A 21,850-nucleotide genomic window follows, 5' to 3' on the forward strand; every position below is an offset into this window, starting at 1 on the left:
TATACCACTCTCCTAAACGTATTTTAAGTAAGTTTTTATCATATCAATAATAACTTTGATATTTCCTTTGCAAAGAAGAGAGAACTCAACGGCAAAAAGATATCCGCACCTCTCACAAAGGCCTTCAATGTCAACGCATCTTCCACAGACAAATCTTTTCTTGTTTTCAGACACTATACATTGGTAACAGGGTCTTTCCCATTTGTTCTGAAGATAATAGTCTAAGGCAGAGTAGAGATTAAATATAGGGTAGTTCAATTTTATTAGGGATTTAATTGAATTGACAGCTTGTACCTGTTGCTCTTTTGTTAAAGATAAGTGTTCTGTACCTTCGTAAGGAGTATGGAAGTTAAAGGATATTGATTTCAAATTTGGATTTTCTTTTACTAATTTACATAAGGGCTCAATATCTCTATAGTTGATATTGTTAACAGCCATGTATACACAAATATTAGAAGAATTAGCCTTGGACACATTACTTAAGATGATATCAAAGGTATCGCTTCTTATTAAGTTATGATTTTCTTTAGTTCCATCGAGGCTTAGGAAGATTACGTCAGCTTCAGGTATATCTAAATTAATGGTTCCGTTAGTGACAATATTAACTATTAAAAAACCAATTCTCTTTGCTTTCTTTATAAGGTCACGTATACTCTTATCACCATCCTTCCAAGTCAAGGTTTCACCACCACAGAAAAAAAGAATTCTGATACCTGTATTATAGAGATTGTGCATCTCTTCTACTATATCATTATAAGGGTACATGACCTTATTTATATTATTAACTGCACAGTGCTTGCAGCTTAGATTGCAGTAATCTGTAAGAATTATGGTGCCTAAGATTGGTTTCTTCATTTTAAATAGTATAGTTTTTATTCCAAAAACACTTAAATTTATAAATGATCTTATTTTCAAAGAGATTCGCCTTCCTCTAAAAATTATGTATTCAGTTCCTTCAATCTTTTGTGTATATAATCAAAATCAAAAGAGGAGCAGATTCTTCTGTCTTTATCATCTAAAATTCTATAGTGCTTAGATATTATATTTTGCTGAATTTTATAAATGCCTTTAAATTCAATATCTTCCCACCATATTCTTCCTCCCATAGTTTTATCATAGGTTCCTTCATAGCTATCAAAAGCTAAAGACAATATTATGTCCTGTGTTTCTCCACCGAAAGCTAGTTGCAATATTTCGCTATCTCTAAAGAGAGTGGATACAGCAACAGCAGTAGTCCAACCTAAAGTTCCTCTTCCTTTTTCTATTTGTACCAAGGTTTTTTTAGACACTCCCAGTATATATGCCATTTTATCTTGGGTATAATTTTTTTCATTTCTTATAAGTTTAACTTTCGAATCTATTATTTTTATAAAATCTTCTCTTGTCATAACTAAATTCCTCTTATTCTGATATTATAAATATAATGTTTTTATTGAAATAAGTTCATTATAGTGTAATTTTACACCATAATGTGTAATTTGTAAACTATGCTAATTGGACATTTAATTAAAAAATATTAAAGAACCTATGAATTATAATAGGATTATATTGATGACAATTAATGATATGAATTGGAAGAATAGATGAAAAGAAAGACTCGAGGATTTACCAGGAAGCCTTTCTTTAACATAAGTACAATACTAAAATAGTATTCAAATATAGAAAAAGCTATTAAGAGCAAAATAGTCTAAATGACCTGTATACAAGGGGTTTTTCAATATTAACAATGTATTATTCCAGTTTTCTTTTTCCACTCGGAAGAACTGTTAAAGAGTAGTGTAATCCACATTAGGGGAAATATAATTATTAAAATTAACTTATTTTTAAATTATTTAGTCCTATGGAAATAGACTATATATTTAAACCATACTAGAAAAATATTAATCTGCTAGGCTGAGTGCCGTATCTGTCACTTTCATATCAACTTTAAACTGTTCCTGTGGGTTGTAAGCGTGATAATATCCATTATCCATCATATAGTTTGTGATTCTCTCGTGCATATTTATAGCATCGTCTAATTGTCTTCTTAGCACATTTCTAACTTCTGGGGAGGCGGTCTCAGAAAGTGCTACAGAGTAATTTTTTATGCCAGATTTAGCTGCAATCAAAAAATCAGTGGCTATAACTTGGTCGCTCATTTTATCCATTCCAGTTATTCCTTCTAATATAGAATTCATTACTTCACCTTCTTTCTTCAATTTAATAATTTACTTTATACTACCTGCCATACTTGATTGTTCCATTAGGTTTCTTAGTTCTTTAATATGTCCTTGAGTTGTGGTAACATCTTGCTGTAAAAGCGATTTCAATCTTTCGTCAGTGACTAATGTTGACATTGTGGTTGACTTTGTTAGGCAGACATTCTTAAAAGTTAACAATTCATGCAGTTCGAAAGATTCATGTGGTGCAATTCCTTGGTTTTTCAAAATACCACCTCCTTTTTATACACTTATATTGTTCGTAAAGGGAAATAAAAAATACCATGTACCGAAACATAATTTTTAATATATCTATTGAAGCGTATTATTCTGTGAAACAATTCCATTACCGGTTTTTCCGTTAGAGTCATCTACTAGAAAGTTCATGCTCAAGGTCGTTTCTAAGATAGTCTCTCATAGAATATCTTCCTTCTGGCTCATGCTTTATGTAGGATAATTCATACTGAGCAACAGGGTGTGCAGTTGGGATGCCTCCAAGCCTTGCTACACGTTCTCCAATCTCATCTATATGCTTTGTGGTTTGCTCTATATGTTCTTGAAGAAGCTCATGAATACTTGCAAAGGACTCTGAACCTTCTGAGAGCCAATGATGTAAACTTTATATTCATTTTTTAATATTAGACTATTCAGTATGTTTGACAGTGATTAAATTGATTATCATCAGCTTCAGCCTTTTCTGTCTCTTTAGTTGTAAACTAAATGATAGTAATAAATATTAAATAAATTACTGAAAATAATAGTAAAGATACCTGCACAGGTTTTAGGAATAATTTAAGGAGGAATGGTATATGGAGAAAGTTCTATTAGACACAGTAATAAGAGGCTTTGGAGTTTATATTTTAGCATTATTTTTAACTAGGCTCATAGGTAGAAAGCTTATATCCCAAATGACATTTTTTGATTTTGTTATAGGGGTTTCAATGGGATCAATGATTACCAATGTAGTTGTTGGACAACAGTTCACAGCCACATCCGCTGTAACTGCTTTTATCCTTTTTACTGCTTTGACAATTTTAGCGGAATATTTACATATTAAGAGTTTTAAGATAAGGAAGGTAGTAAATTCAGAACCAGTTACTTTAGTCCAAAATGGAACTATTGTAGAAAAAAATATGAAAAATATTAGAATGACAATTAATGAGCTGATGATGAAACTAAGGGAAAAAAATGCTTTTAGCTTGGCTGATGTAGAATTTGCTATAATGGAAACAGACGGAGAGTTATCTGTATTGCCAAAGGCAGAGAAACAGCCGCTTACCCCTTATCACATGAAGATTCAAACAGCAAAATCAGGTCTTACAAGGGACATAATAATAGATGGGAATTTAATAGAGGAGAATTTAGCAAGTACAGGACTAGATAAGAAGTGGTTAAAATCTCAACTCAATAGCCAAAATATTAAAGATGTTTCTGAAGTATTTTATGCAGGACTAGATAACAGGAAAAAGCTACATATATCAAAGAAGAATATAAATAATAGTGAGGGCCATGGTAAGTACGGCATTGAATAGTAAAAGCAATTATTTAGTATTAAACTTGGTAGACTATGTTAAAAGGGAATGTTGAAATTTTATATATGAGTAGTAAAATAATTATAAGGAAAGATGAAGAGTCAGTGAGGAGGGCTACATAAGAGTTAAGAAGTATTTTTATGCTAAGAATAGGGGGATGGTATAGGCTTCATGAAACTAAGATTAAAATTTTATAGTATGATAACAATAGTTTATTTAGATAACGGTATGTTCTAGGTGTAAAAGGTTTATATTTTATATCTAGTAGAAAGGATATATATGAATATCACTATTGAACTAGGACAAGTAAATGATATTGATGAATTAGAACAGCTTTATAATGATTTGAATGATTACTTGGCGAAGGGAGTAAACTACCCTGGATGGCTAAAGGGGATATACCCTGTTAGGCAGAATGCAATTGATGGAATAGATCATGGAAATCTTTATGTAGCAAGGCACAATGGAAAAATTATTGGTTCAGTTATTCTAAGTCATGTGCCTGAACCTGCATATTATAAAGCTAAATGGGAATTTGAGTCTGACTATTCAGATGTTTTAGTTATATATACATTTGTTATACACCCAGATTTTTTAAGATGTGGTGTAGGCAGTACAATAATAGATTTTTCAATTGAATCAGCTATTAAGTCACATATCAGGTCAATTCGTCTGGACGTATATGAAGGAAACATACCTGCCATAAGGTTATACGAAAAAAGTGGTTTTAAGTATATCGACACTGTTGACTTGGGCCTTGGAAACTACGGCTTGGATTGGTTTAGACTATATGAAAAAGTATTATAAATAAAAAACAATAATCTATTAAATACCGTATTATTCAGAGAGATGGATTTTTCGGTATTTTTACGTTGAAAGGAATCCTAGAGGTTCTTTCAACAATTTTATAGTATCAACACTATTCCTAAACAGAACCTACTGTTAGAAGGAGATGTCGAAAATTGATATATTATTAAGGATATGCTATAATCAATAAATGTATACGGTTTCAAATTGCCATTATCACAAATGTTAATTCTTTGATTTGAGATATTTGAAAACTATCAGCATCTCAATGAGAGCAGTTGTTTTCCTATTTAAAAGAAATGTTTGTATTAAATTGATAAATCGGTTAAATAAACAAGAAGTCAAGAAATTTTCACTTGTCAAGGGAAAAGTATAAACATATTGTTGCGCTGAAATTGTAGAAATTAATAGTTAAAGGAGAGTAAAAAATGAACAAGGATTTATTTCACTCACTAGAAGGTAAAAGTATCTATTTTAAAGCACTAAGCACAAATGATGCTCAAGCTATACATGATTATGCGTCGGATAAGGACGTTAAACGCTTTATTGGATGGAACTTAATGAAGAGCTTAAATGAAACTACTGAGTTCGTTGAATTAATGATAAACCGTGAGTCAGCAGGTACTCATTTATACGCTTCCGTTGCTTTAAAATCAACTGAAGAAGTTATAGGAACAGTTATGATTTTCAATTTTGATAAACAAGCGAATCAAGCTGAAGTTGGCTATGTTTTTCATAAAGATCATTGGGGCAAGGGGTATGGATCAGAGAGTCTTGCTTTGGTAACTGATTTCGCATTTGAATCACTTAACCTTCACAAACTTCATGCTAGTGTAACGGATGCTAATATTGGCTCTGCTCGTATACTAGAAAAGAACGAGTATAAGTTAGAGGGAAGATTAAAAGACCACTATTTTATAGAAGATAAATATTACGATTCATTACTTTTTGGCAAAATTCAAGCTAAATAAAAACAATTTATAAAAACACTGTAGTATTCAAATTTGAATTTTACAGTGTTTTTTCCGCCGCATTTCAAAGATTATGTTTACTTATTATAAAACTACAGTAGTTGGATATTGGTTATATAATGCGAATTAACCATATAAATAAATTAGAATTATGAGTGTTGAACCATATTACAAATAAAGGATATAAAGTTAAAGTATGCAAGAATAGGAGCAAAAGTGCTTTAGCAAGAAGTTAACAACCCCAAAAATAACATTTTAGATTACAATGTACAAGAGGTTTCCTATGAGTTTGTAAGAGATATACTGTCAAGTTTCAGTAAGATGCTATCAGAATTGTCTACAAGGGAGCAACAAAAGAGACTATTACACATGCTAATTTTAAAAATAACTATAAACAAAACTATATATACAATCAATAGAGATTAATATCAATGATAACTTAATAATGCACCTAAGTAAGGGAGGAGAATCAAGTCTAGGTTGAACTGGAGGAGGTTCGCCTTCTTATTTTGTTTATATTAAGAAAGTTGATGACAAATCCTATAAATATAAAAATTTGTATATAATTAATGAAAGAAATATTATAAATATAAAATAAATATTGACACTTTGAAAGCTAATTGTTAAACTATAAACAGTTAGAATTCTAAGCGAATTTTAGGAGGAATTTGAATGACTAATTCTAGATACTCTATACAAACACCATATTCACAACTAATAAGAAGTATTGCAATAAAAATGAAACTCAGTTCTGATGAAAAAGTAAAAAAGTTAGGATTAAATTCTCAACAAGGACGAATGATAGGTTATATTTATGAACATCAAGACAGTGGTATTATTCAAAAAGATTTGGCACGAGCATTTCAACGTACAGAAGCAAGCATTACAAGTATGCTTCAAGGGTTAGAGAAAAAAGGATATATAGAAAGAAGAATTCCTAAAGAGAATGAGAGACAAAAATATATATATGTATTGCCTAAAGGTGCTGAATTAATAGAAGATTTTAATAAATCAGTGGTTGAGGCAGAGGAAAATATTATTGCAAGCTTGACGGAACAAGAAAAAGAGACATTGTTAGCTTTGCTATTGAAAGTAGATAGAAATTTATAAGTTATTAATATAATAACTTATACCTAAAAGCTTAGAATTCTAAGAATATGAATTCTAAGAATACTTATTGTGGAGGATGAAATTATGAAACAAAAATTGTCAAACGAATATTATTTAGAAAATGCACCAATTACTAAGGCAATTGCACATTTATCTATTCCTATGATGATTGGTATGTCAGTAGGTACAATATATAACGTTATTAATGCTTTTTTTATTGGACTATTAAACAATACAGATATGTTAACTGCTATTACTTTAGGACTACCAATCTTCACTATATTGATGGCTTTTGGAAATATGTTAGGAGCTGGAGGCGGAACATTTATAACTCGTCTTGTTGCAAAACAAAATATAGAGAAAGCTAAGAAGATAGCAGGATATACTTTTTATAGTAGTATTATCATAGGAATTTTGCTTGGAATAATCTTAACAATAGCACTTACTCCTATTGTTAAGATTATGGGGGCAGATACTTCTGCTATTATTAATTATACAAAAAGTTATTCTTTAACTATGTTTATTGGTGGCTTTGCAATTGTAATGAACTTTGCATTGGAGCAAGTTGTGAGAGCAGAAGGAGCATCAAAAGAATCAATGTTCGGAATGGTTGTAAGTACAATTTTTAGTCTTATCTTTGACCCATTATTTATACTATTATTTAAATTTAATGTTGTAGGGGTAGCATTATCAATGATTTTAGCTAATATAGCTTCATCTATTTACTATGTTTACTACTTGGAAACAAAAAGTGAAAATTTAAAAGGATTTATTAAGAATTTTAATATTTCTCTTAAAGATAAAATAGAGATATATAAAATTGGGGTTTCTGAATTGTTCCTAGCTGGTTTTCTAATTATTACAACTCTTCTTTTGAATAATTATTCAATTAGATATGGAGAAAGTGTAGTAGCTAGTTTTGGGATTGCTTTGAGAATTGTACAAGTACCAGAATTTCTTGCAATGGGGCTTGCGCTAGGAATTATTCCTTTAATTGCATATAATTTTTCTAATGAAAACTTTAAGAGATTAAAAGACAGTATAAAACAATCAGCTTTATGGATTTTGGGATTATCAGGCGGGGTTGTTACTTTAGTTTATATTTTTAGAAATGTAATTATTCATCTGTTTTCTAATGATGCAGCAGTATTAAGTGTTGGAGTTTATATCATGGCTGCCATGCTTATTTCCGCATTTTTCAATGGATTTACAACATTATTTATAGGAATTTTTCAAGCATCAGGTCAAGGAACACCATCAACAATTATGGCAATTACACAAGGAATTCTTTTTATTCCTGTTATAATAGTATTGAATAATTTCTTTGGATTGCACGGTGTTATATGGTCTATGACCATTACAGAACTAATTACCTTTTTAACTGGAGTAATACTATATATTATTTTTAATAATAAACTAAAGAAGAATCAAGTAGTAGCAAACTAGCATCAATAAATATTGTATCTATATAACTATTTAGTTTTAATAAAGTGAGTGTAATAATCAAGGAAGTAAGGGGGCTTATCACTTGCTACTGATATGGTAAAAACAAAGATTTTACTTATTAATCATGAAACTACCATAGCTGAATATCGTAATTAAATACGAACTAACTATAAAACATAAAGGGGATAATTTTTAAGTGGCGTATTATCAGGAGAGATTGATAGTAAAATTTTAAAATAAGTCAAGCTCAATCTATTTATATAAGTTATTGGACAAAAATGCTAAATATTATTATGATATTAGTATAGAAGTTACATTAATGTGCTAACTATAGTTCTAAGGCTCCTTGGTCAAGAGGTTAAGACGCCACCCTCTCACGGTGGAACCAGGGGTTCGATTCCCCTAGGAGTCACCAAAAAGCCACAACCACTGCTATTACTTGGTTGTGGCTTTTTTAATCTTGTCAATTTTTTATTTTTTATCAACATACTTTCTCTTTGCATCCTCTACTGGACAAATATCAAATTCTTTATCTGTTCTTTTTAGGCATTTCGTATAAATGCAATCTTTACAATTCAATATTTAAGACCCCCTTCATTGAGCCTTTGTTATATAAATTTATCTCCAAAAGCTAATAAAAAAATATTCTATTTATGAAATATTACAGGTTTTTTTCTTTTTGGTTGTGATAGTTTAGTTTTCATGTAACCCATACTCATAGGGCAAACTAATTCATATTTATCTGGAATATTATACTTTTCTTTAAATTCTTTTGTGTTTAAGGTATGCTCGGCAAATCCAATCCAACAGGTTCCAATTTCCATACTATGAGCAGCTAACATGATATTGCTTGCTGCAAGACTACAATCGTAAATATACCAATGAGATTCTGTATTACCGTAAACAAGTAACAAGGTATTTGCATTATTAAAAATACTATATTCAGGGCTTTTTAACCAGCTCTCATATTGATTTAAATAAGGATATTTTTCAAGGTTATCCAATAAATATTTCTTTGATAGTTCTGATAAAGAATCTATTTCATTTTTATCTCTGATAATTACAAATCCCCAAGGTTCCATTCCTGAGCCTGTCGACGCTTTTGTGCCAAGTTCAATTAGGTTTGTCAACGTTTCTTCTGATATAATTTCATTAGTATACGCTCTAACACTTCTTTTACTATTGATACATTCTAAGGTATCCATTCCTATTCCCCCTTTAGTATATATTTAAGTTTTCTTTGAAACTCGCCTCATTTTTCATAGTTTCGATTATGTACATCAGAAACTTGTTTCAAGTTTAATATCTCTATAATTAATTATGAACCTAAAATAGGATAAGTAAATAATTATAGAGAATGATTTACAAATTTTTCAAATTTAAAAATACTAAAAACTAAAATTCTAATAAGCAGTCCGATTAAAAAAGATAGAAACTACATTCAAGGATTTTTTAAAATGATAGCAAATTAACAATGATTTGTAGTTTGCTTTAAAAATAATGCCGTATGGGTAGATTTTCATTTAGTAGAGTTATAAGGTTTAATAATACATTAAGTAAAATATATAATAAAATCGAGTTTTACTAAATATGTGGAAGGTTATATAATTTACTTAACAAGAAGCTCATACTGAATTAAGAAATAAAAAAATAGGTTCAATCATTGCAGCAAAGTTTACACCATTTATACACCATAGTTACATTTTAATATAGAAAGATATATATTTTTACATCTAGGAAACCTAGGCATAATCTCATTTGTAGAACATTATAGGAAATTAATTTTGTTTAGGTTTGAAATCAGGGGTTCGATTCTACTATGAGTCATTTTATGATTAGATATATTAACTTAGTGCGATGTGTAAGGAGCTGATATTTTGAATTATGATAAGTTGAAAGCTTTGTCCCAGGAAGATAGGGAAATATATTTAAGGGAGAAATTAGGTTCAGAAAAATGCAAAATTCTAGATAAATATAACCTACGTTCTAATTCTCGATTTTATTGGGAAAGGCATCATGACAAATATCCGGTTCAAGAGTATTTTAGTAATAGATTTGCAATGAAATCTACACCGTTAGGAATTATTTTTCATATAAATCATTTATGTTTTGCAAAAGTTAAGTATTTTGAAGATCATTGGAATGAATATATTCCATGTAGATATGATTGCAAGAAGGGAATTATAGAAACGGAGCTTTATGATATGGAACTTATAAAACAAAAAGGTACGGAAATTGTAATAGATTTAAGACAACTAGCAAGAATTCATTGGTTAAAGGATTTTAAGGAACTTTGTGCATATTTAGAGAAGATGCAGGCAAATCAACTGAAGGCTATTTAAAGTTTTAATATGAAAAATTATTTGAATGTTGTTATTTTTAAGCCGCACACCGCAATTGGTGTGCGGTTATTTTCCTTATAATTAGCCTCTGGTAAAAGTATTATACTGATTTTAAGTTAGAGTCTTTTAATAAATCTAAAGTAACTTTCTAAAAGGCTTGGTTGTAATTTATAAGTTCTACCCTTGTTGAAATTCCGTGGAGTGCAAATAAATGTATAGGTTCACTTACAGTTGTGCAACAATCCGACAGTATCTTTACACGATATTTTTCTGCTGTTTTAGAAATAGCTGTATGGGTAACACAATTTTGTGTCATCATTCCACATATGAGAAGTTCTTCTACTCCAAGTTCTGATAAGACTTTCTCCAAAGTTGTATTATAAAAACTATCTGCAAATGTTTTGGTAACTATCTTTGCATTTGGAGAAGCTTTTAATATTCTTGGGTGAATTTCTGCTCCTTCTGTGCCTTCGTTAAAAAATGATGAGTTGCTATTTCCAATATGTTGAATTAAAATTACAGGGATATTATTTGCATTTGCTTTTTCAATAGCTTTTTCAATGTTATTTAAGGTGTTTTCGGAATTCCATAGAGGAAATTTTCCCTTTTCAAAGTAATCATTTTGTAAATCAATAACTAAAAGTCCTTTTTTCATTATTAAGCCTCCTATATTTTACATTCATCTTATACTTTTATAAACATGTCATTTCATCTAAATCACTGACCTGTATTATATTAATCATAGCATGAAGTATTTTATTCTGAAATTACCCACTTTTTTGTGTGTATTATATAAAAACATTGATACCTCATTCAGCATCAATGTTTTTATTTTGATCATTCAAATAATCTTGTCCTATTTCCTGCATAATTTCTAAGGCCTTTATAATTTTTTTTCCTCTGTCTGCTGTCAGGAAGTACTCCACTTTAAGAGGATACCCCTCATACTGTATTTTATCTACTAGTCCAAATTCTCGCAACTCATTTAGTTGTTGTAACAACATCTTCTGACTGATTCCCTTTATATCCTTTTCTAACCGAGATAGTGATGACTTTCCATAATATTTTAATTGATAAAGAATAACCGTTTTCCATTTACCTTTTAAAATATCATGTGTAATTTCTAATGGACAAGTATATTCTTTACGAAGCTTCATTTTAATTCTCCTTATCAAATTAATTCTAATTCTTACATTTGTTTTCATAGAGTAATTCTATAGTATTCAAAATAATCCTTCAATAAGTAGATAAATAACATTGTTTTAACTCAAAATAGTTAAGTAAAAAGGATTTACACTTAGTACAGAAATAACCACATGAAATCTTATAACTATGATACAATTATCATTAGTTAAGTGAAAATAGTAAAATGTTGTAAATTACATAGGAAGGGAGCAATATCCTTGAATAAGCAAATTCCACTTAATAGCTTTTTTATAATATTTTGTTTAGCTATAGTCTTAGTTGTTTTTTGTATATGGGAAAACAACTACGTTGTTATAACAAACTATACATACGTAAATTCAAAAATCCCAGAAGAATTTAATAACTATAAAATTCTTCACATTTCAGATTTGCATAATAAAAATTACCATGGCAGATTATTAAATAAAATAAGAAAGATTAATCCTGATGTTATCGTAATTACTGGAGACCTTATTGACAGACGGAGGACTAAAATTGATGTAGCAGTAGAACTAGCAGAGCAGGTAGTTAGAATAGCACCAACATACTATGTTTCAGGAAATCACGAACAGCTGTCAGGAGAATATTCTGTGCTAAAGAAAAGGCTTAAACAGGCTAATATACATATAATTGATAATTCCTATGCTCTATTAAACAAAGGGGAAATTGGAATTGGGCTTCTAGGTATAGCTGACCCCACAATACAGCAAAGTGAGAGGGACTACCTTTTTCAAGATAACAGTAAATATATGAAAAGGGCCATTGAAGAAGTTTCTAAAGGTGTAAATACAAGCTTTAATATTTTATTATCTCATAGACCAGAGCAGTTTCAGTCATATAAGGACATGAGAGTTGATTTAGTTTTCAGCGGTCATGCTCATGGAGGGCAAGTTAGACTTCCCTTTCTTGGAGGGTTGTATGCACCAAATCAAGGAATGCTTCCTAAGTATACAGAAGGAATATATAAAAAAGGAGCAACATCAATGGTTGTAAGCAGAGGACTGGGAAACAGCAGTTTCCCTTTGCGGGTTTTTAATCAGCCAGAGTTAGTAGTTGTTACCTTGGAAAAAGAGAGTAATAGCCAATGAAAGATAAGAACAACAAATCCCTATTTGGCAATATACTGCCTCCTATCAGTATAGTAGTATAGTGTAAAATAGTATGTGTAAGCTCCCAAACTATTTTACGCTATATTTAGCTCTGTATTCGGAAGGTGTGCAATTCATATATTTTTTAAATACTTTCCCAAAGTAACTTATTCCATTAAAGCCTACATCAAAAGCAATGATAGAAATAGACTTTTTACTTTTCAAAAGTAATTCTGATGCCCTTAAAGTTCTATATTCCATTAAATATTCAAAAGGTGTCACTCTTAAAATTCTTTTAAAACTACGGCAGCATTCACTTTTACTTATGTTTGCTATCATTGCAATATTATTTAAGGAAACATCCTCTGCATAATGTTCATGTATATACTGTAATGCCAGCTTTACACGTTCTTCATCGTGAGAGACTGCTGATACAGAATCCTTAATTTCTTCTTTTAATTCTCTAATTATATTTAACCAAAGACTGCCTAAATAATTTCTTATTTCTAGTTCATATCCATAGGGTTTTTCATTCCACAAGGAGAATACTTTTCTTATATACTTCAATATGTTTTCCTGCCACTGAACATCGGGCTTTAAACAGATAAATTTCAAATTACTGGTTTCAAGGATTGGATTCAAATATTTTTTTTCAATAAGTGAATGCTTATTACCCCCAATTAAAGTAGGGTCAAGGTCAATAGAAAACATCATGCAATTACTATTTTTATAGGGCTTAATCTGATGAAGTACATTTGAATTTACCATAATTCCTTCTCCAGCTTCTAAGGTGATTTTTTGATTTTCAATGAAAAAGGTTACTTTATCATAAAGACAATATGAAAACTGCAGTTCCTTATGCCAATGCCATCTTATATATCCATCTTTAAACAGATTGAATTTATCTGTATAAATTGCCATTGGAAAGTCATAGGAGCCATGTTTTGTTGTCTCCTGTAGATTGTCATCTACTTCTATTTTTGATACCTGCATTTTTATAACCTCGCTAATATAGTTTTAATTTTTGATAATATATTAATTGTTATATATTGAAAATAATAATAAAATTATTACAGATTTATATGGAAAAATCAATATATTTGCAATGAACTTATAACTTGTTCAGAAAACTTATAAAGAAAGTGAGTGAAAGTTTAGTGAGGTTTCAACCGAGAATGAAAGGAATACTGCTTGTAATCATAGGTGCAATGTTATGGGGAGTATCAGGCACTGTTGCACAATACTTGTTCCAGGAGAAAGGGTTTACTGCAGAATGGCTTGTTGTGATTCGTCTGTTAGCATCGGGGCTAATTTTGCTATTATATGCTTTTGTGAAAGGTAACCAAGATATATGGACAATCTGGAGGTCTAAGCATACTGTATTGGGTCTCATTTTGTTTAGTATTATAGGTATGGTAGGTGTGCAGTATACTTATTTTGCTGCTATTAAATATGGAAATGCGGCTACAGCCACAATACTTCAATATTTATCACCGGTAGTAGTTACTTGTTATTTAGCTATTTATACTAAAAAAATGCCAAATTTACAAGAAATCATAGCTGTTACCTTAGCAATGTTAGGTACATTTTTTATAATTACAAAAGGTAATATTCATAGTATAGCTATTTCTAAATTAGCATTGTTTTGGGGGATTAGTTCTGCTTTTGCAGCAGCTTTCTACACATTGCAGCCTCGCTCTCTTCTTGCTAAATGGGGTTCTACTGTTGTAGTTGGGTGGGGAATGCTCGTTGGTGGAATAGCCTTTAGTTTTATTCATCAGCCTTGGGATCTTACAGGTCAATGGAATATTACTTCAATATTTGCTGTTATATTTGTAGTATTATTTGGAACTCTTATTGCTTTCTATTGTTATTTAGAAAGTTTAAAATATATTGAGCCAACAGAAGCAAGTGTATTATCATCTGTGGAACCGCTATCTGCAGCTTTGTTATCCGTGTTATGTTTAAATGTTTCTTTGGGTATGCTTCAGTGGCTAGGAACAGTATGTATTATACTTACAGTTGCAATTTTGTCTCATGAAAAAAATAAGGAAAGTATAGTTGAAGCATAAAAGTAGTTTAGAGCATTTTTAAGAGCTAGTAGTTTTCAAAAAAGGCAAATTAAGGGAGGTCAAATGGCTTCCCTTAAAAATTTATATATTTTCAATACTGTTCTAAAATATAGCCTAAAAATTATAAAAGCATATAAATCACTAATATATCTTATTTTTAGATATCCCTAATGCATATTCATCATTTCATGATCAATAGAAAGGGTTTTTTCAATCATTACCTGCGTAGCATAGGTAATATGGGATATATCACCAAGAATAAAGCCATGCATAAATGGAGGACGAGGCATGTCTTTCGGAGGCATAGGTTTTACTGATTTAATATATTCTTCAACTACAGATGGTACTATTTTATTTCCAGTTAAAAGAAGAGGTGTATGTTTGCCCATATGAGCAAATAATACTCCAGCTATAATGTCCATTGGATGATCTAATGCTCCGAAGGTAAATGCATGTCCTTCCCTATAATTCCTTCCCCAACCAAATTCAGTTTTAGAATCTTTATATTTAGCAAAATTAACTGCTATATCATAAGGTGTATCTCCACCAATTCTATCTAAGTGTTTAACATTTTTTAGTTGACGTAAGGCTCTTTCAACATCTTCTGATATGGTTTTAGTTGATCCTATAATATAAATATTTATATCATGCATCTTCATAATAGATTCTAGTGTGCAGTAAGGAATGCAGTGCCTCTGTACATACAAAATAGGATCTCCATGATGTACAGACCAGTAGGCAGCCATAATACCCTCAGAGTAGTCTTCACCAGAGACTATAAGGATATTTTTAAACTCTTTTCTTATACTAGGTATCTTGCAAGCCGTTTCAAAATGATTTCGGCCTGTTACATGATATGTCCTAAAGCCATAGTGGTTTAGGATTAAGGATATATTCCTTGAAATATTACCAACTAAAATTACATCTATTCCCTTATAACCTTTAGGAGATAGTCTTCTAATTTCCGTTAATGTTTCTTGGTTTAACGTATTGCCATCAGTAAATAAAAGAGGAGCATTAATCGGAAAATGAATTAGGGGAGTTGCTGCTATTCCATCGAAAACTTCATTTTTATTTACTAATATAACAGCGGTAGGTTTCATGTTAACAAAACCAATTTTAGACACTTGCACAGCAGTAGCTACAGGATTATTACTGCATATTCTTGTAGTATTTAATGTAAGTGGACACCTGTTTGAGTTTCTGTTCATTATTTTCCTCCTAGAAACTTATCCATAGATATTATATGATTAGGAGATATATTTAGTGATAATCTAGTTTATTTTACTATAAATTTTTTTTATTTCAGATAGAATGAATCAATAAATATATTGCTTAAAATAATAAAAATTTATTGATAAACGATAAAAACCATGTTATTCTATCTATAGAAATTAAAAGTGAGGTGTTTTTTATGAAAGGATATTCAACAATTTTCTTAAAGATAGCTGTTATTCTTATTGGAATTCCAGTTCTTGCTCTGTGTATATTTTGGGTGCCTGGATTTGTAGGTTATCTCCATTTTGCTATTTTAATTGGTGTATACGCAACAGCGATAACATTTTTCTTTGCTCTGTATCAGGCTTTAAAACTTTTGAGATATATTGACAAGAATAAAGCTTTCTCGGAGTTATCTGTAAAGGCTTTAAAGAATATAAAATACTGTGCAAACACAATAAGTATTATATATGCAGGAATAGTACCATTCCTATATCCCGTAGCGGAGGCAGATGATGCCCCAGGTCTCATAGCATTCCCACTTATCATTATTTTTGCGTCAACTGTGGTTGCAGTCTTTGCTGCTGTTCTTCAAAAGCTTTTAAAAGAAGCCATAGACATAAAATCGGAAAATGATTTAACAGTGTGAGGCTGAACAACTATTAATTGTTCAGGGCAGAATTAGGAATACAGGAGACGTGAAGATTGATAATCTTCACGCACAGGATGAGGAATACAGGAGGGGATAACATGGCAATTATAATCAATATTGATGTAATGCTAGCTAAAAGGAAAATGAGTGTAACAGAACTTACAGAGAAGGTTGGAATAACCATGGCAAACCTTTCTATACTAAAGAACGGAAAGGCAAAAGCTATTAGATTTTCAACCTTAGAGGCAATATGCAAGGCTCTGGACTGCCAACCAGGTGATATTTTAGAATATAGAAATGATGCATAAGTGAGAGCTTTAACACTACAAGTAGATTAGTTAAATATTAAAAAAAGTTTATTTGATGAGGTAATGTATGAGGATTAAATTAATTCAACCGAAAATGCTGCCAAGACCTATGGATACAAAGTTAAAAACAAGAATGTCTCCTTCTTTAGCATTACTTACAATAGCAAGTCTTACGCCGAAGGAGCATGAAGTCATCATTGAGAATGAAAATGTTGAAAAGATAGATTTTGATGAGCCTGTAGATTTGGTAGCAATAACTGTTACTGTAGATGTTATGAATAGAGCAGTGGAAATATCAAAGGAGTTCAAAAAACGCAACGTTACAGTAGTTGCAGGAGGGATACATATTACAGCAGATCCAGATGGTGCGCTTAATAGTTTTGACGCAATATCTGTGGGAATGGCTGAGAGAGTTTGGAAAAAAATCCTTAAGGATAAAGAAAATAATTCACTTAAGAAGATGTATTATGATATGGAGAACATTTCTGGAGAAGAAATAGTATCACCTAACTATTCCATTATTGATACTAAAAAGTATTTATATACTAATATAATTAGTACAAGTAGGGGATGTCCTTTTGAATGTGATTTCTGCTATAATAGCTGCAAAAATGTGCTTAAAACTTATATTAATAGACCTATAGCCGACGTAATTAAAGATATAAATGCATTAAAAACAAGACATATAATGTTTATTGATGATAATTTTATTGGAAATCCAAAGTGGACAAAAAAGTTATTAGAGGAAATAAAACCTCTTAAACTTAAGTGGAACGCAGCGGTTACTTCTAATATAGTGGACATGCCTGAATTATTAGATGAAATGAAGGAGTCCGGCTGTCAAAGTCTGTTTATAGGTTTTGAAAGTATAAATAGTAAGTCAATAGATAGTGTTCATAAGGTGCAAAACAGTGTAAAGAGATATGAGAAGCTTGTAGATGAAATTCATAAAAGGGGAATAATGATAAATGCAAGTTTTGTTTTTGGATTAGATGAAGATGATGTTTCTGTGTTTAAGAATACATTAGAATGGATAGTTAGAAATAAGATAGAAACGGTAACCTCACATATCCTCACCCCATATCCTGGTACGAAGGTATACTCATCATTAATAGAGGAAAATAGAATTGTAGATTTTAATTTGTCAAATTATAATACTGCCCATGTGGTATATAAACCTAAAAATATGACAGCAGAAGAATTACATGATGGATATTTATGGATATATAAAGAAGTGTACACGTTTAAAAATATATTAAAAAGGCTGCCAAAATCTAAAAAGCAATGGATTCCATTTTTAGCTTTTAATTTATTTTATAGGAAATTTGGAAAACTGACAGAATTATTGTGCAATATAGTTTCTTTTAAAAACATAGGAAGATTTTTTAGATGGTTAGCTTATTGTATAAAGTAGGTGTGGGAATTTAAGACTAAGTAAAAAATAGGGGGATATATTTAGTGAAAAGGTTTTTTTCAGTTATGACTACGATGTCAGTAACTATGCAGACTATAGGCTTATACTTATTTTTTTATAATAAACTTTCAGGTTATTCTTCTAACTTAGTAGATATAGTTTGGATAGGTTTAGCTTTGGCAGGCACTCTATTTGGGATTTTATTTTTTAAAATAAACAAGGAAATAGAGAAACCAAAGAATACAATTACTATTGTTTCAGTACTTGGTATAATAGTGTTTTGGCTTATGCTTTTTGGTCATTGGGTTTTTGTGCTTCTTTTAATAGTTTTTGCATTTAGCTTACATTTTTATATGTACAGGGATAATAAATTTACTATAATACCTGTAATATCATTTGTAATGGGTATTTATTCTATAGGATTATACTTGTTAATGAGAGGCATTACGTCAATGTAAGATATTATAAAGTAGTATATTAATAAAGAAAGGGATAGAATAATGGTTTCTTTAACGGTATTAGTAGTTTTTATTTTTTGTGGGTTTATTCTGATGAAGTTTCCACCTGAAAGAATTAATGGAGTTTACGGCTATAGAACGCCTTTTGCAATGAAGAATCAGGAGACTTGGGATTCAGCGCAGCAGTATGGTGGCTTCAGCATGATAATATTTGGAATCATCAATGGTTTTTTTTGTGCATGGTCATATCTTCAGCCCATGAATGTGAATAACCAAAACGCACAGTTACTATTCTTAGTAATAGGCTCTGTACTTATGATAGTTATTGATGAAGTGCATTTAAGGAAATTATTTAACAGGGATGGGACTAGAAAAGAGAGATTATGATAGAAAAATATATTTAGTTTGTAAATTCCTATCTAACGTAACAACTTAAAAAACCAATAATTTAAATGGGCACCGCACTATTCATGAACTGAATTTTGCGGTATTTTTACGTTATATTTCAAATATCATGTCTACTTGCTGTAAAACTGCAGTGGTTGGGCATTAGTAATTTATTATGACATACAACAGTATGAGATTGTTTTTGGCAAAGACGATTTGTCTGTTATTGTAGACATATATGCTAATAACTCTGACAGGATTTGTAGTTAAGCCCTGCCAAAAATACTGGAAATAATCTTATTGCAATTCTTGGGAATTTTACTTTGCAACAAACAATGAGATCAAGGAAACATAAAACAATAGACATTTGTTATAAGTATAAATTATAATTGTCTATATAAACCAAATATAGAATGTATTGTACATTTTAACATAAGAAAGGGGCTAGGTTTTTTATGAGAAAGCTTATTATGCATGCATAGCAAAGGCTATACAAAGGATTATTTCAGAAAAAAAGAAGATTAAATAATATAAAATGCGCTACATAATCTGTTATGTTTAGCGCATTTTCATTTATGAATCAAGTATGAGGTTGCTGTATCAATAAACGAAATGTTACCATTTAAGCAGAAGTTTTATAAATAAATTTATAATGGATAACCTGATTAGAGGTGTTATATATGTTGAACGAGGTTTTAAAGCCTTTGCTCAATCGGATGGAAATATAATAAATGGGTATTTTGAAGAAGCTACAAAAACTTCTGTACTCCCACATAAGAAAATTGCTATATTATCAGGAGTGGGATGGATTGGTAAAAACAACTTATTCATTACTAAAGAATATGGGTGTGCATTATGTATAGGCACCGTTTTAACAAATGCACCATTACCTATTGAAAATAGTCAGATAATAATACCTAAATGCGCCGGTTGTACTGTTTGTAAAGACATATGCCCTGCGAATGTAATTCATGGCACTACTTGGGAACCAGGTATGAATAGAGATTTAATAGTTGATGTATACCACTGTGAATGCTGCTTAAAATGCTTGGTACATTGTCCATGGACGCAAAAATATATGGAGAGTAATATAAAATTGTAATATGAATTAATTTACCTTTTTCTTTTTTCGCCTAACTATCGTAAGTCTAGGATAGTTAGAGATTATGAAAGTAAAGCCAAGTAACTTTTGAAAATGAAAATAGAAACAATGTTCTTTGAAAATTGAATAATGCGGTATAAAAATCAGAAGGAGTTTACGTTTATTACAGAAACAACCATCTAAAATGATATAACTATGATACAATTAGCAGTAGTTAAGTAAGTGAGGGAGAATGAAAAATGATTTATAGCGAACTATTGAAACAACAACAAGAGCTTCAGGTTGAGGTTAAAGAGATATTAACAGAATTAAAACTCAATGACCTGCTATCGCCAGTTGGGGAACCAGTTCAAGTTGGTAGCTCAGCTCTCGGATTAATGGTTTGGAGGGACATAGACATCACAGTGGTATGTTCTAAGCTCGATATTAATGCTGTAGCTCAAATAGCATCTAAATTAATTAGTTACAAAGGTATGCGGGAGGTTAAATTTATCAATGATTCTGGCATTTTCAACAATAGCTCTGATTACCCCGATGGACTATACCTCGGACTTAAGTATAAATCTCTAAAAGGAATGAATTGGAGCTTAGACATCTGGTTCGTTGATAGACCAGAAAAACAACCCGACCTTATGCATATTAGGGTTATACCTAAACAGCTTACTCCGGAATTGCGAGAATCAATCCTAACAATTAAAAGTATTTGGGTTACGAAGGATGAATACGGAAAAACAGTGAGGAGTTATGACATCTACACGGCAGTACTATATGATAATGTGCGGACACCATATCAGTTTCAAGAATGGTTAAGAATCAAATCCAAAATATAGTAGAAACGCAATAAAAAGATTTCAACAGATTTAGAATATTATTGTTTAACACAACAACTGAAAAAACGAATAATTTACATGGACGGCGCATTATTCATAATTTTGCCTAACTATCGTAAGATTGCTATAGTTAGGGATTATGAAAACAAAGTGACGTAACTTTTGAATATGAAGATAGAAGAAATTTTCTTTGGAAATTAAATAATGCACTGGTGAAAAGTAAAATTAAGTTACACTTGTTATAACAACAATCATTTAAAATTATGTAAATATGATATAATTATGATTGATTAAGTGTAAATAGCAAATTAATATAAGCTAGATAAATATGAATTTGAGGTGAAATGCTATGGACAAATATACAAGAGAAGAATTGTCAGAAGCGCTACAGGTTGTATCTTCAACTATCAGCAAATGTGAAAAAATGCAGCCTAAATTTGCAGAAGGTACCTCTCAGCACACACTCCTTAAGAACAGGATAAAGGCAATGTATATTTCAAAATCATTGATAACAGATGAAAATGCTATGGACAAATATACAAAAGAAGAATTGATAGAAGCACTACGCCCTGTATCTTCAGTTATCAGCAAATGTGAGAAAGCACAGCTAAAATTTGCGGAGGGGACGCCCCATCACACTGGTTTAAAAAAACTAATAAAAGCGATGTATACTTCTAAATCATTAATAACAGATGAAATTAGCAAAAGAGGTTAACTTCCAGTTACATAC

At 30.7% G+C, this 21,850-nt stretch carries 25 protein-coding genes, 1 tRNA gene and 1 pseudogene; 17 read left to right on the forward strand and 10 right to left on the reverse strand.

Annotation, left to right across the window (positions count from 1 at the left end; translation table 11 throughout):
- Positions 1-12: 12 nt before the first annotated feature.
- The 5 genes and pseudogenes from P8V03_RS03640 to P8V03_RS03660 all read right to left on the reverse strand — a co-directional run.
- Complete coding sequence (locus P8V03_RS03640; RefSeq protein ID WP_261673219.1) at positions 13-915, reverse strand: radical SAM protein; 903 nt, start codon at positions 913-915, stop codon at positions 13-15.
- A gap of 23 nt (positions 916-938) precedes the next feature.
- Positions 939-1,388 (reverse strand): helix-turn-helix transcriptional regulator, encoded by a 450-nt coding sequence (locus P8V03_RS03645; RefSeq protein ID WP_318796800.1) that lies wholly within the window; start codon positions 1,386-1,388, stop codon positions 939-941.
- A 492-nt stretch (positions 1,389-1,880) separates the two neighbouring features.
- Positions 1,881-2,177 (reverse strand): spore coat protein, encoded by a 297-nt coding sequence (locus tag P8V03_RS03650; RefSeq protein ID WP_261673221.1) that lies wholly within the window; start codon positions 2,175-2,177, stop codon positions 1,881-1,883.
- 30 nt (positions 2,178-2,207) lie between these two features.
- The gene (locus P8V03_RS03655) at positions 2,208-2,426 is read right to left on the reverse strand and encodes a spore coat protein (protein ID WP_318796801.1); all 219 of its coding nucleotides are present in this window, start codon (positions 2,424-2,426) and stop codon (positions 2,208-2,210) included.
- 139 nt (positions 2,427-2,565) lie between these two features.
- Positions 2,566-2,799 (reverse strand): annotated as a pseudogene (locus P8V03_RS03660) (ferritin-like domain-containing protein); the annotation flags it as partial.
- 208 nt (positions 2,800-3,007) lie between these two features.
- Between P8V03_RS03660 and P8V03_RS03665 the strand changes: the two are divergent.
- From P8V03_RS03665 to P8V03_RS03690, 6 genes are all read left to right on the forward strand, one after another.
- Complete coding sequence (locus tag P8V03_RS03665; RefSeq protein ID WP_318796802.1) at positions 3,008-3,730, forward strand: DUF421 domain-containing protein; 723 nt, start codon at positions 3,008-3,010, stop codon at positions 3,728-3,730.
- Between the two features lie 279 nt (positions 3,731-4,009).
- Positions 4,010-4,537 carry a GNAT family N-acetyltransferase gene (locus P8V03_RS03670; protein WP_318796803.1) on the forward strand — a complete coding sequence of 176 codons (528 nt, stop codon included), beginning with the start codon at positions 4,010-4,012 and terminating at the stop codon, positions 4,535-4,537.
- 428 nt (positions 4,538-4,965) lie between these two features.
- The gene (locus P8V03_RS03675) at positions 4,966-5,508 is read left to right on the forward strand and encodes a GNAT family N-acetyltransferase (RefSeq protein WP_318796804.1); all 543 of its coding nucleotides are present in this window, start codon (positions 4,966-4,968) and stop codon (positions 5,506-5,508) included.
- A gap of 672 nt (positions 5,509-6,180) precedes the next feature.
- Positions 6,181-6,618 (forward strand): MarR family winged helix-turn-helix transcriptional regulator, encoded by a 438-nt coding sequence (locus P8V03_RS03680; RefSeq protein ID WP_261673226.1) that lies wholly within the window; start codon positions 6,181-6,183, stop codon positions 6,616-6,618.
- Positions 6,619-6,702: 84 nt separating this feature from the next.
- Positions 6,703-8,064 (forward strand): MATE family efflux transporter, encoded by a 1,362-nt coding sequence (locus P8V03_RS03685; RefSeq protein WP_318796805.1) that lies wholly within the window; start codon positions 6,703-6,705, stop codon positions 8,062-8,064.
- Between the two features lie 340 nt (positions 8,065-8,404).
- Positions 8,405-8,479 (forward strand) — tRNA-Glu (locus tag P8V03_RS03690).
- A gap of 232 nt (positions 8,480-8,711) precedes the next feature.
- Here the strand turns inward: P8V03_RS03690 and P8V03_RS03695 are convergent.
- Positions 8,712-9,269 carry a nitroreductase gene (locus P8V03_RS03695; RefSeq protein WP_318796806.1) on the reverse strand — a complete coding sequence of 186 codons (558 nt, stop codon included), beginning with the start codon at positions 9,267-9,269 and terminating at the stop codon, positions 8,712-8,714.
- Positions 9,270-9,941: 672 nt separating this feature from the next.
- Between P8V03_RS03695 and P8V03_RS03700 the strand changes: the two genes are divergently transcribed.
- The gene (locus P8V03_RS03700; protein ID WP_318796807.1) at positions 9,942-10,406 is read left to right on the forward strand and encodes a hypothetical protein; all 465 of its coding nucleotides are present in this window, start codon (positions 9,942-9,944) and stop codon (positions 10,404-10,406) included.
- A gap of 148 nt (positions 10,407-10,554) precedes the next feature.
- Here the strand turns inward: P8V03_RS03700 and P8V03_RS03705 are convergent, their stop codons facing one another.
- A complete protein-coding gene (locus P8V03_RS03705; protein ID WP_318796808.1) occupies positions 10,555-11,061 on the reverse strand; it encodes a cysteine hydrolase family protein in 507 nt (168 codons plus the stop codon).
- 154 nt (positions 11,062-11,215) lie between these two features.
- Positions 11,216-11,563, reverse strand: coding sequence for a winged helix-turn-helix transcriptional regulator (locus tag P8V03_RS03710; RefSeq protein ID WP_261673231.1), 348 nt, complete (start codon positions 11,561-11,563; stop codon positions 11,216-11,218).
- A 246-nt stretch (positions 11,564-11,809) separates the two neighbouring features.
- Here P8V03_RS03710 and P8V03_RS03715 point away from each other — a divergent pair, with 246 nt between their 5' ends.
- Entirely contained in the window at positions 11,810-12,679 is an 870-nt protein-coding gene (locus P8V03_RS03715) for a metallophosphoesterase (RefSeq protein WP_318796809.1), read from the forward strand.
- Positions 12,680-12,769: 90 nt separating this feature from the next.
- On the opposite strand, the gene P8V03_RS03720 is transcribed toward P8V03_RS03715, so the two are convergent.
- Positions 12,770-13,672, reverse strand: coding sequence for an AraC family transcriptional regulator (locus P8V03_RS03720; protein ID WP_318796810.1), 903 nt, complete (start codon positions 13,670-13,672; stop codon positions 12,770-12,772).
- Positions 13,673-13,836: 164 nt separating this feature from the next.
- Here P8V03_RS03720 and P8V03_RS03725 point away from each other — a divergent pair, with 164 nt between their 5' ends.
- Complete coding sequence (locus P8V03_RS03725; RefSeq protein ID WP_318796811.1) at positions 13,837-14,751, forward strand: DMT family transporter; 915 nt, start codon at positions 13,837-13,839, stop codon at positions 14,749-14,751.
- Between the two features lie 167 nt (positions 14,752-14,918).
- Here P8V03_RS03725 and P8V03_RS03730 read toward each other — a convergent pair whose 3' ends face one another.
- Positions 14,919-15,962: a cell wall-binding repeat-containing protein gene (locus P8V03_RS03730; protein WP_318796812.1), complete on the reverse strand. Its 1,044-nt coding sequence runs from the start codon at positions 15,960-15,962 to the stop codon at positions 14,919-14,921.
- A 203-nt stretch (positions 15,963-16,165) separates the two neighbouring features.
- Between P8V03_RS03730 and P8V03_RS03735 the strand changes: the two genes are divergently transcribed.
- From P8V03_RS03735 to P8V03_RS03770, 8 genes are all read left to right on the forward strand, one after another.
- Entirely contained in the window at positions 16,166-16,618 is a 453-nt protein-coding gene (locus tag P8V03_RS03735; protein WP_318796813.1) for a DUF2975 domain-containing protein, read from the forward strand.
- A 101-nt stretch (positions 16,619-16,719) separates the two neighbouring features.
- Positions 16,720-16,929, forward strand: a complete 210-nt coding sequence (locus P8V03_RS03740; RefSeq protein WP_261673235.1) for a helix-turn-helix domain-containing protein — start codon at positions 16,720-16,722, stop codon at positions 16,927-16,929.
- A gap of 67 nt (positions 16,930-16,996) precedes the next feature.
- Positions 16,997-18,343: a B12-binding domain-containing radical SAM protein gene (locus P8V03_RS03745; protein WP_318796814.1), complete on the forward strand. Its 1,347-nt coding sequence runs from the start codon at positions 16,997-16,999 to the stop codon at positions 18,341-18,343.
- Positions 18,344-18,387: 44 nt separating this feature from the next.
- On the forward strand, positions 18,388-18,801 hold the full coding sequence (locus tag P8V03_RS03750; RefSeq protein WP_318796815.1) for a hypothetical protein: 414 nt from the start codon (positions 18,388-18,390) through the stop codon (positions 18,799-18,801).
- Between the two features lie 93 nt (positions 18,802-18,894).
- Entirely contained in the window at positions 18,895-19,188 is a 294-nt protein-coding gene (locus tag P8V03_RS03755) for an SdpI family protein (protein WP_318796816.1), read from the forward strand.
- A gap of 652 nt (positions 19,189-19,840) precedes the next feature.
- Positions 19,841-20,290 (forward strand): 4Fe-4S dicluster domain-containing protein, encoded by a 450-nt coding sequence (locus tag P8V03_RS03760; RefSeq protein ID WP_318796817.1) that lies wholly within the window; start codon positions 19,841-19,843, stop codon positions 20,288-20,290.
- 239 nt (positions 20,291-20,529) lie between these two features.
- Entirely contained in the window at positions 20,530-21,120 is a 591-nt protein-coding gene (locus P8V03_RS03765; RefSeq protein WP_318796818.1) for a hypothetical protein, read from the forward strand.
- Between the two features lie 349 nt (positions 21,121-21,469).
- The gene (locus tag P8V03_RS03770) at positions 21,470-21,835 is read left to right on the forward strand and encodes a hypothetical protein (RefSeq protein ID WP_318796819.1); all 366 of its coding nucleotides are present in this window, start codon (positions 21,470-21,472) and stop codon (positions 21,833-21,835) included.
- Positions 21,836-21,850: the final 15 nt, after the last annotated feature.

Source organism: Clostridium tanneri, assembly GCF_033659955.1.
GTDB classification, from domain to species: Bacteria; Bacillota; Clostridia; order Clostridiales; family Clostridiaceae; genus Clostridium_AM; species Clostridium_AM tanneri.

Bases quoted from the DNA above. Each gene is read 5' to 3' on its own strand.
- P8V03_RS03665 (WP_318796802.1), top strand. From the start codon at position 3,008: ATGGAGAAAGTTCTATTAGACACAGTAATAAGAGGCTTTGGAGTTTAT.
- P8V03_RS03710 (WP_261673231.1), bottom strand. From the start codon at position 11,563: ATGAAGCTTCGTAAAGAATATACTTGTCCATTAGAAATTACACATGAT.
- P8V03_RS03755 (WP_318796816.1), top strand. From the start codon at position 18,895: ATGAAGTTTCCACCTGAAAGAATTAATGGAGTTTACGGCTATAGAACG.
- P8V03_RS03760 (WP_318796817.1), top strand. From the start codon at position 19,841: ATGGATAACCTGATTAGAGGTGTTATATATGTTGAACGAGGTTTTAAA.
- P8V03_RS03720 (WP_318796810.1), bottom strand. From the start codon at position 13,672: ATGCAGGTATCAAAAATAGAAGTAGATGACAATCTACAGGAGACAACA.
- P8V03_RS03695 (WP_318796806.1), bottom strand. From the start codon at position 9,269: ATGGATACCTTAGAATGTATCAATAGTAAAAGAAGTGTTAGAGCGTAT.
- P8V03_RS03670 (WP_318796803.1), top strand. From the start codon at position 4,010: ATGAATATCACTATTGAACTAGGACAAGTAAATGATATTGATGAATTA.
- P8V03_RS03745 (WP_318796814.1), top strand. From the start codon at position 16,997: ATGAGGATTAAATTAATTCAACCGAAAATGCTGCCAAGACCTATGGAT.
- P8V03_RS03735 (WP_318796813.1), top strand. From the start codon at position 16,166: ATGAAAGGATATTCAACAATTTTCTTAAAGATAGCTGTTATTCTTATT.
- P8V03_RS03645 (WP_318796800.1), bottom strand. From the start codon at position 1,388: ATGACAAGAGAAGATTTTATAAAAATAATAGATTCGAAAGTTAAACTT.
- P8V03_RS03675 (WP_318796804.1), top strand. From the start codon at position 4,966: ATGAACAAGGATTTATTTCACTCACTAGAAGGTAAAAGTATCTATTTT.
- P8V03_RS03680 (WP_261673226.1), top strand. From the start codon at position 6,181: ATGACTAATTCTAGATACTCTATACAAACACCATATTCACAACTAATA.
- P8V03_RS03705 (WP_318796808.1), bottom strand. From the start codon at position 11,061: ATGAAAAAAGGACTTTTAGTTATTGATTTACAAAATGATTACTTTGAA.
- P8V03_RS03730 (WP_318796812.1), bottom strand. From the start codon at position 15,962: ATGAACAGAAACTCAAACAGGTGTCCACTTACATTAAATACTACAAGA.
- P8V03_RS03740 (WP_261673235.1), top strand. From the start codon at position 16,720: ATGGCAATTATAATCAATATTGATGTAATGCTAGCTAAAAGGAAAATG.
- P8V03_RS03650 (WP_261673221.1), bottom strand. From the start codon at position 2,177: ATGAATTCTATATTAGAAGGAATAACTGGAATGGATAAAATGAGCGAC.
- P8V03_RS03685 (WP_318796805.1), top strand. From the start codon at position 6,703: ATGAAACAAAAATTGTCAAACGAATATTATTTAGAAAATGCACCAATT.
- P8V03_RS03770 (WP_318796819.1), top strand. From the start codon at position 21,470: ATGGACAAATATACAAGAGAAGAATTGTCAGAAGCGCTACAGGTTGTA.
- P8V03_RS03765 (WP_318796818.1), top strand. From the start codon at position 20,530: ATGATTTATAGCGAACTATTGAAACAACAACAAGAGCTTCAGGTTGAG.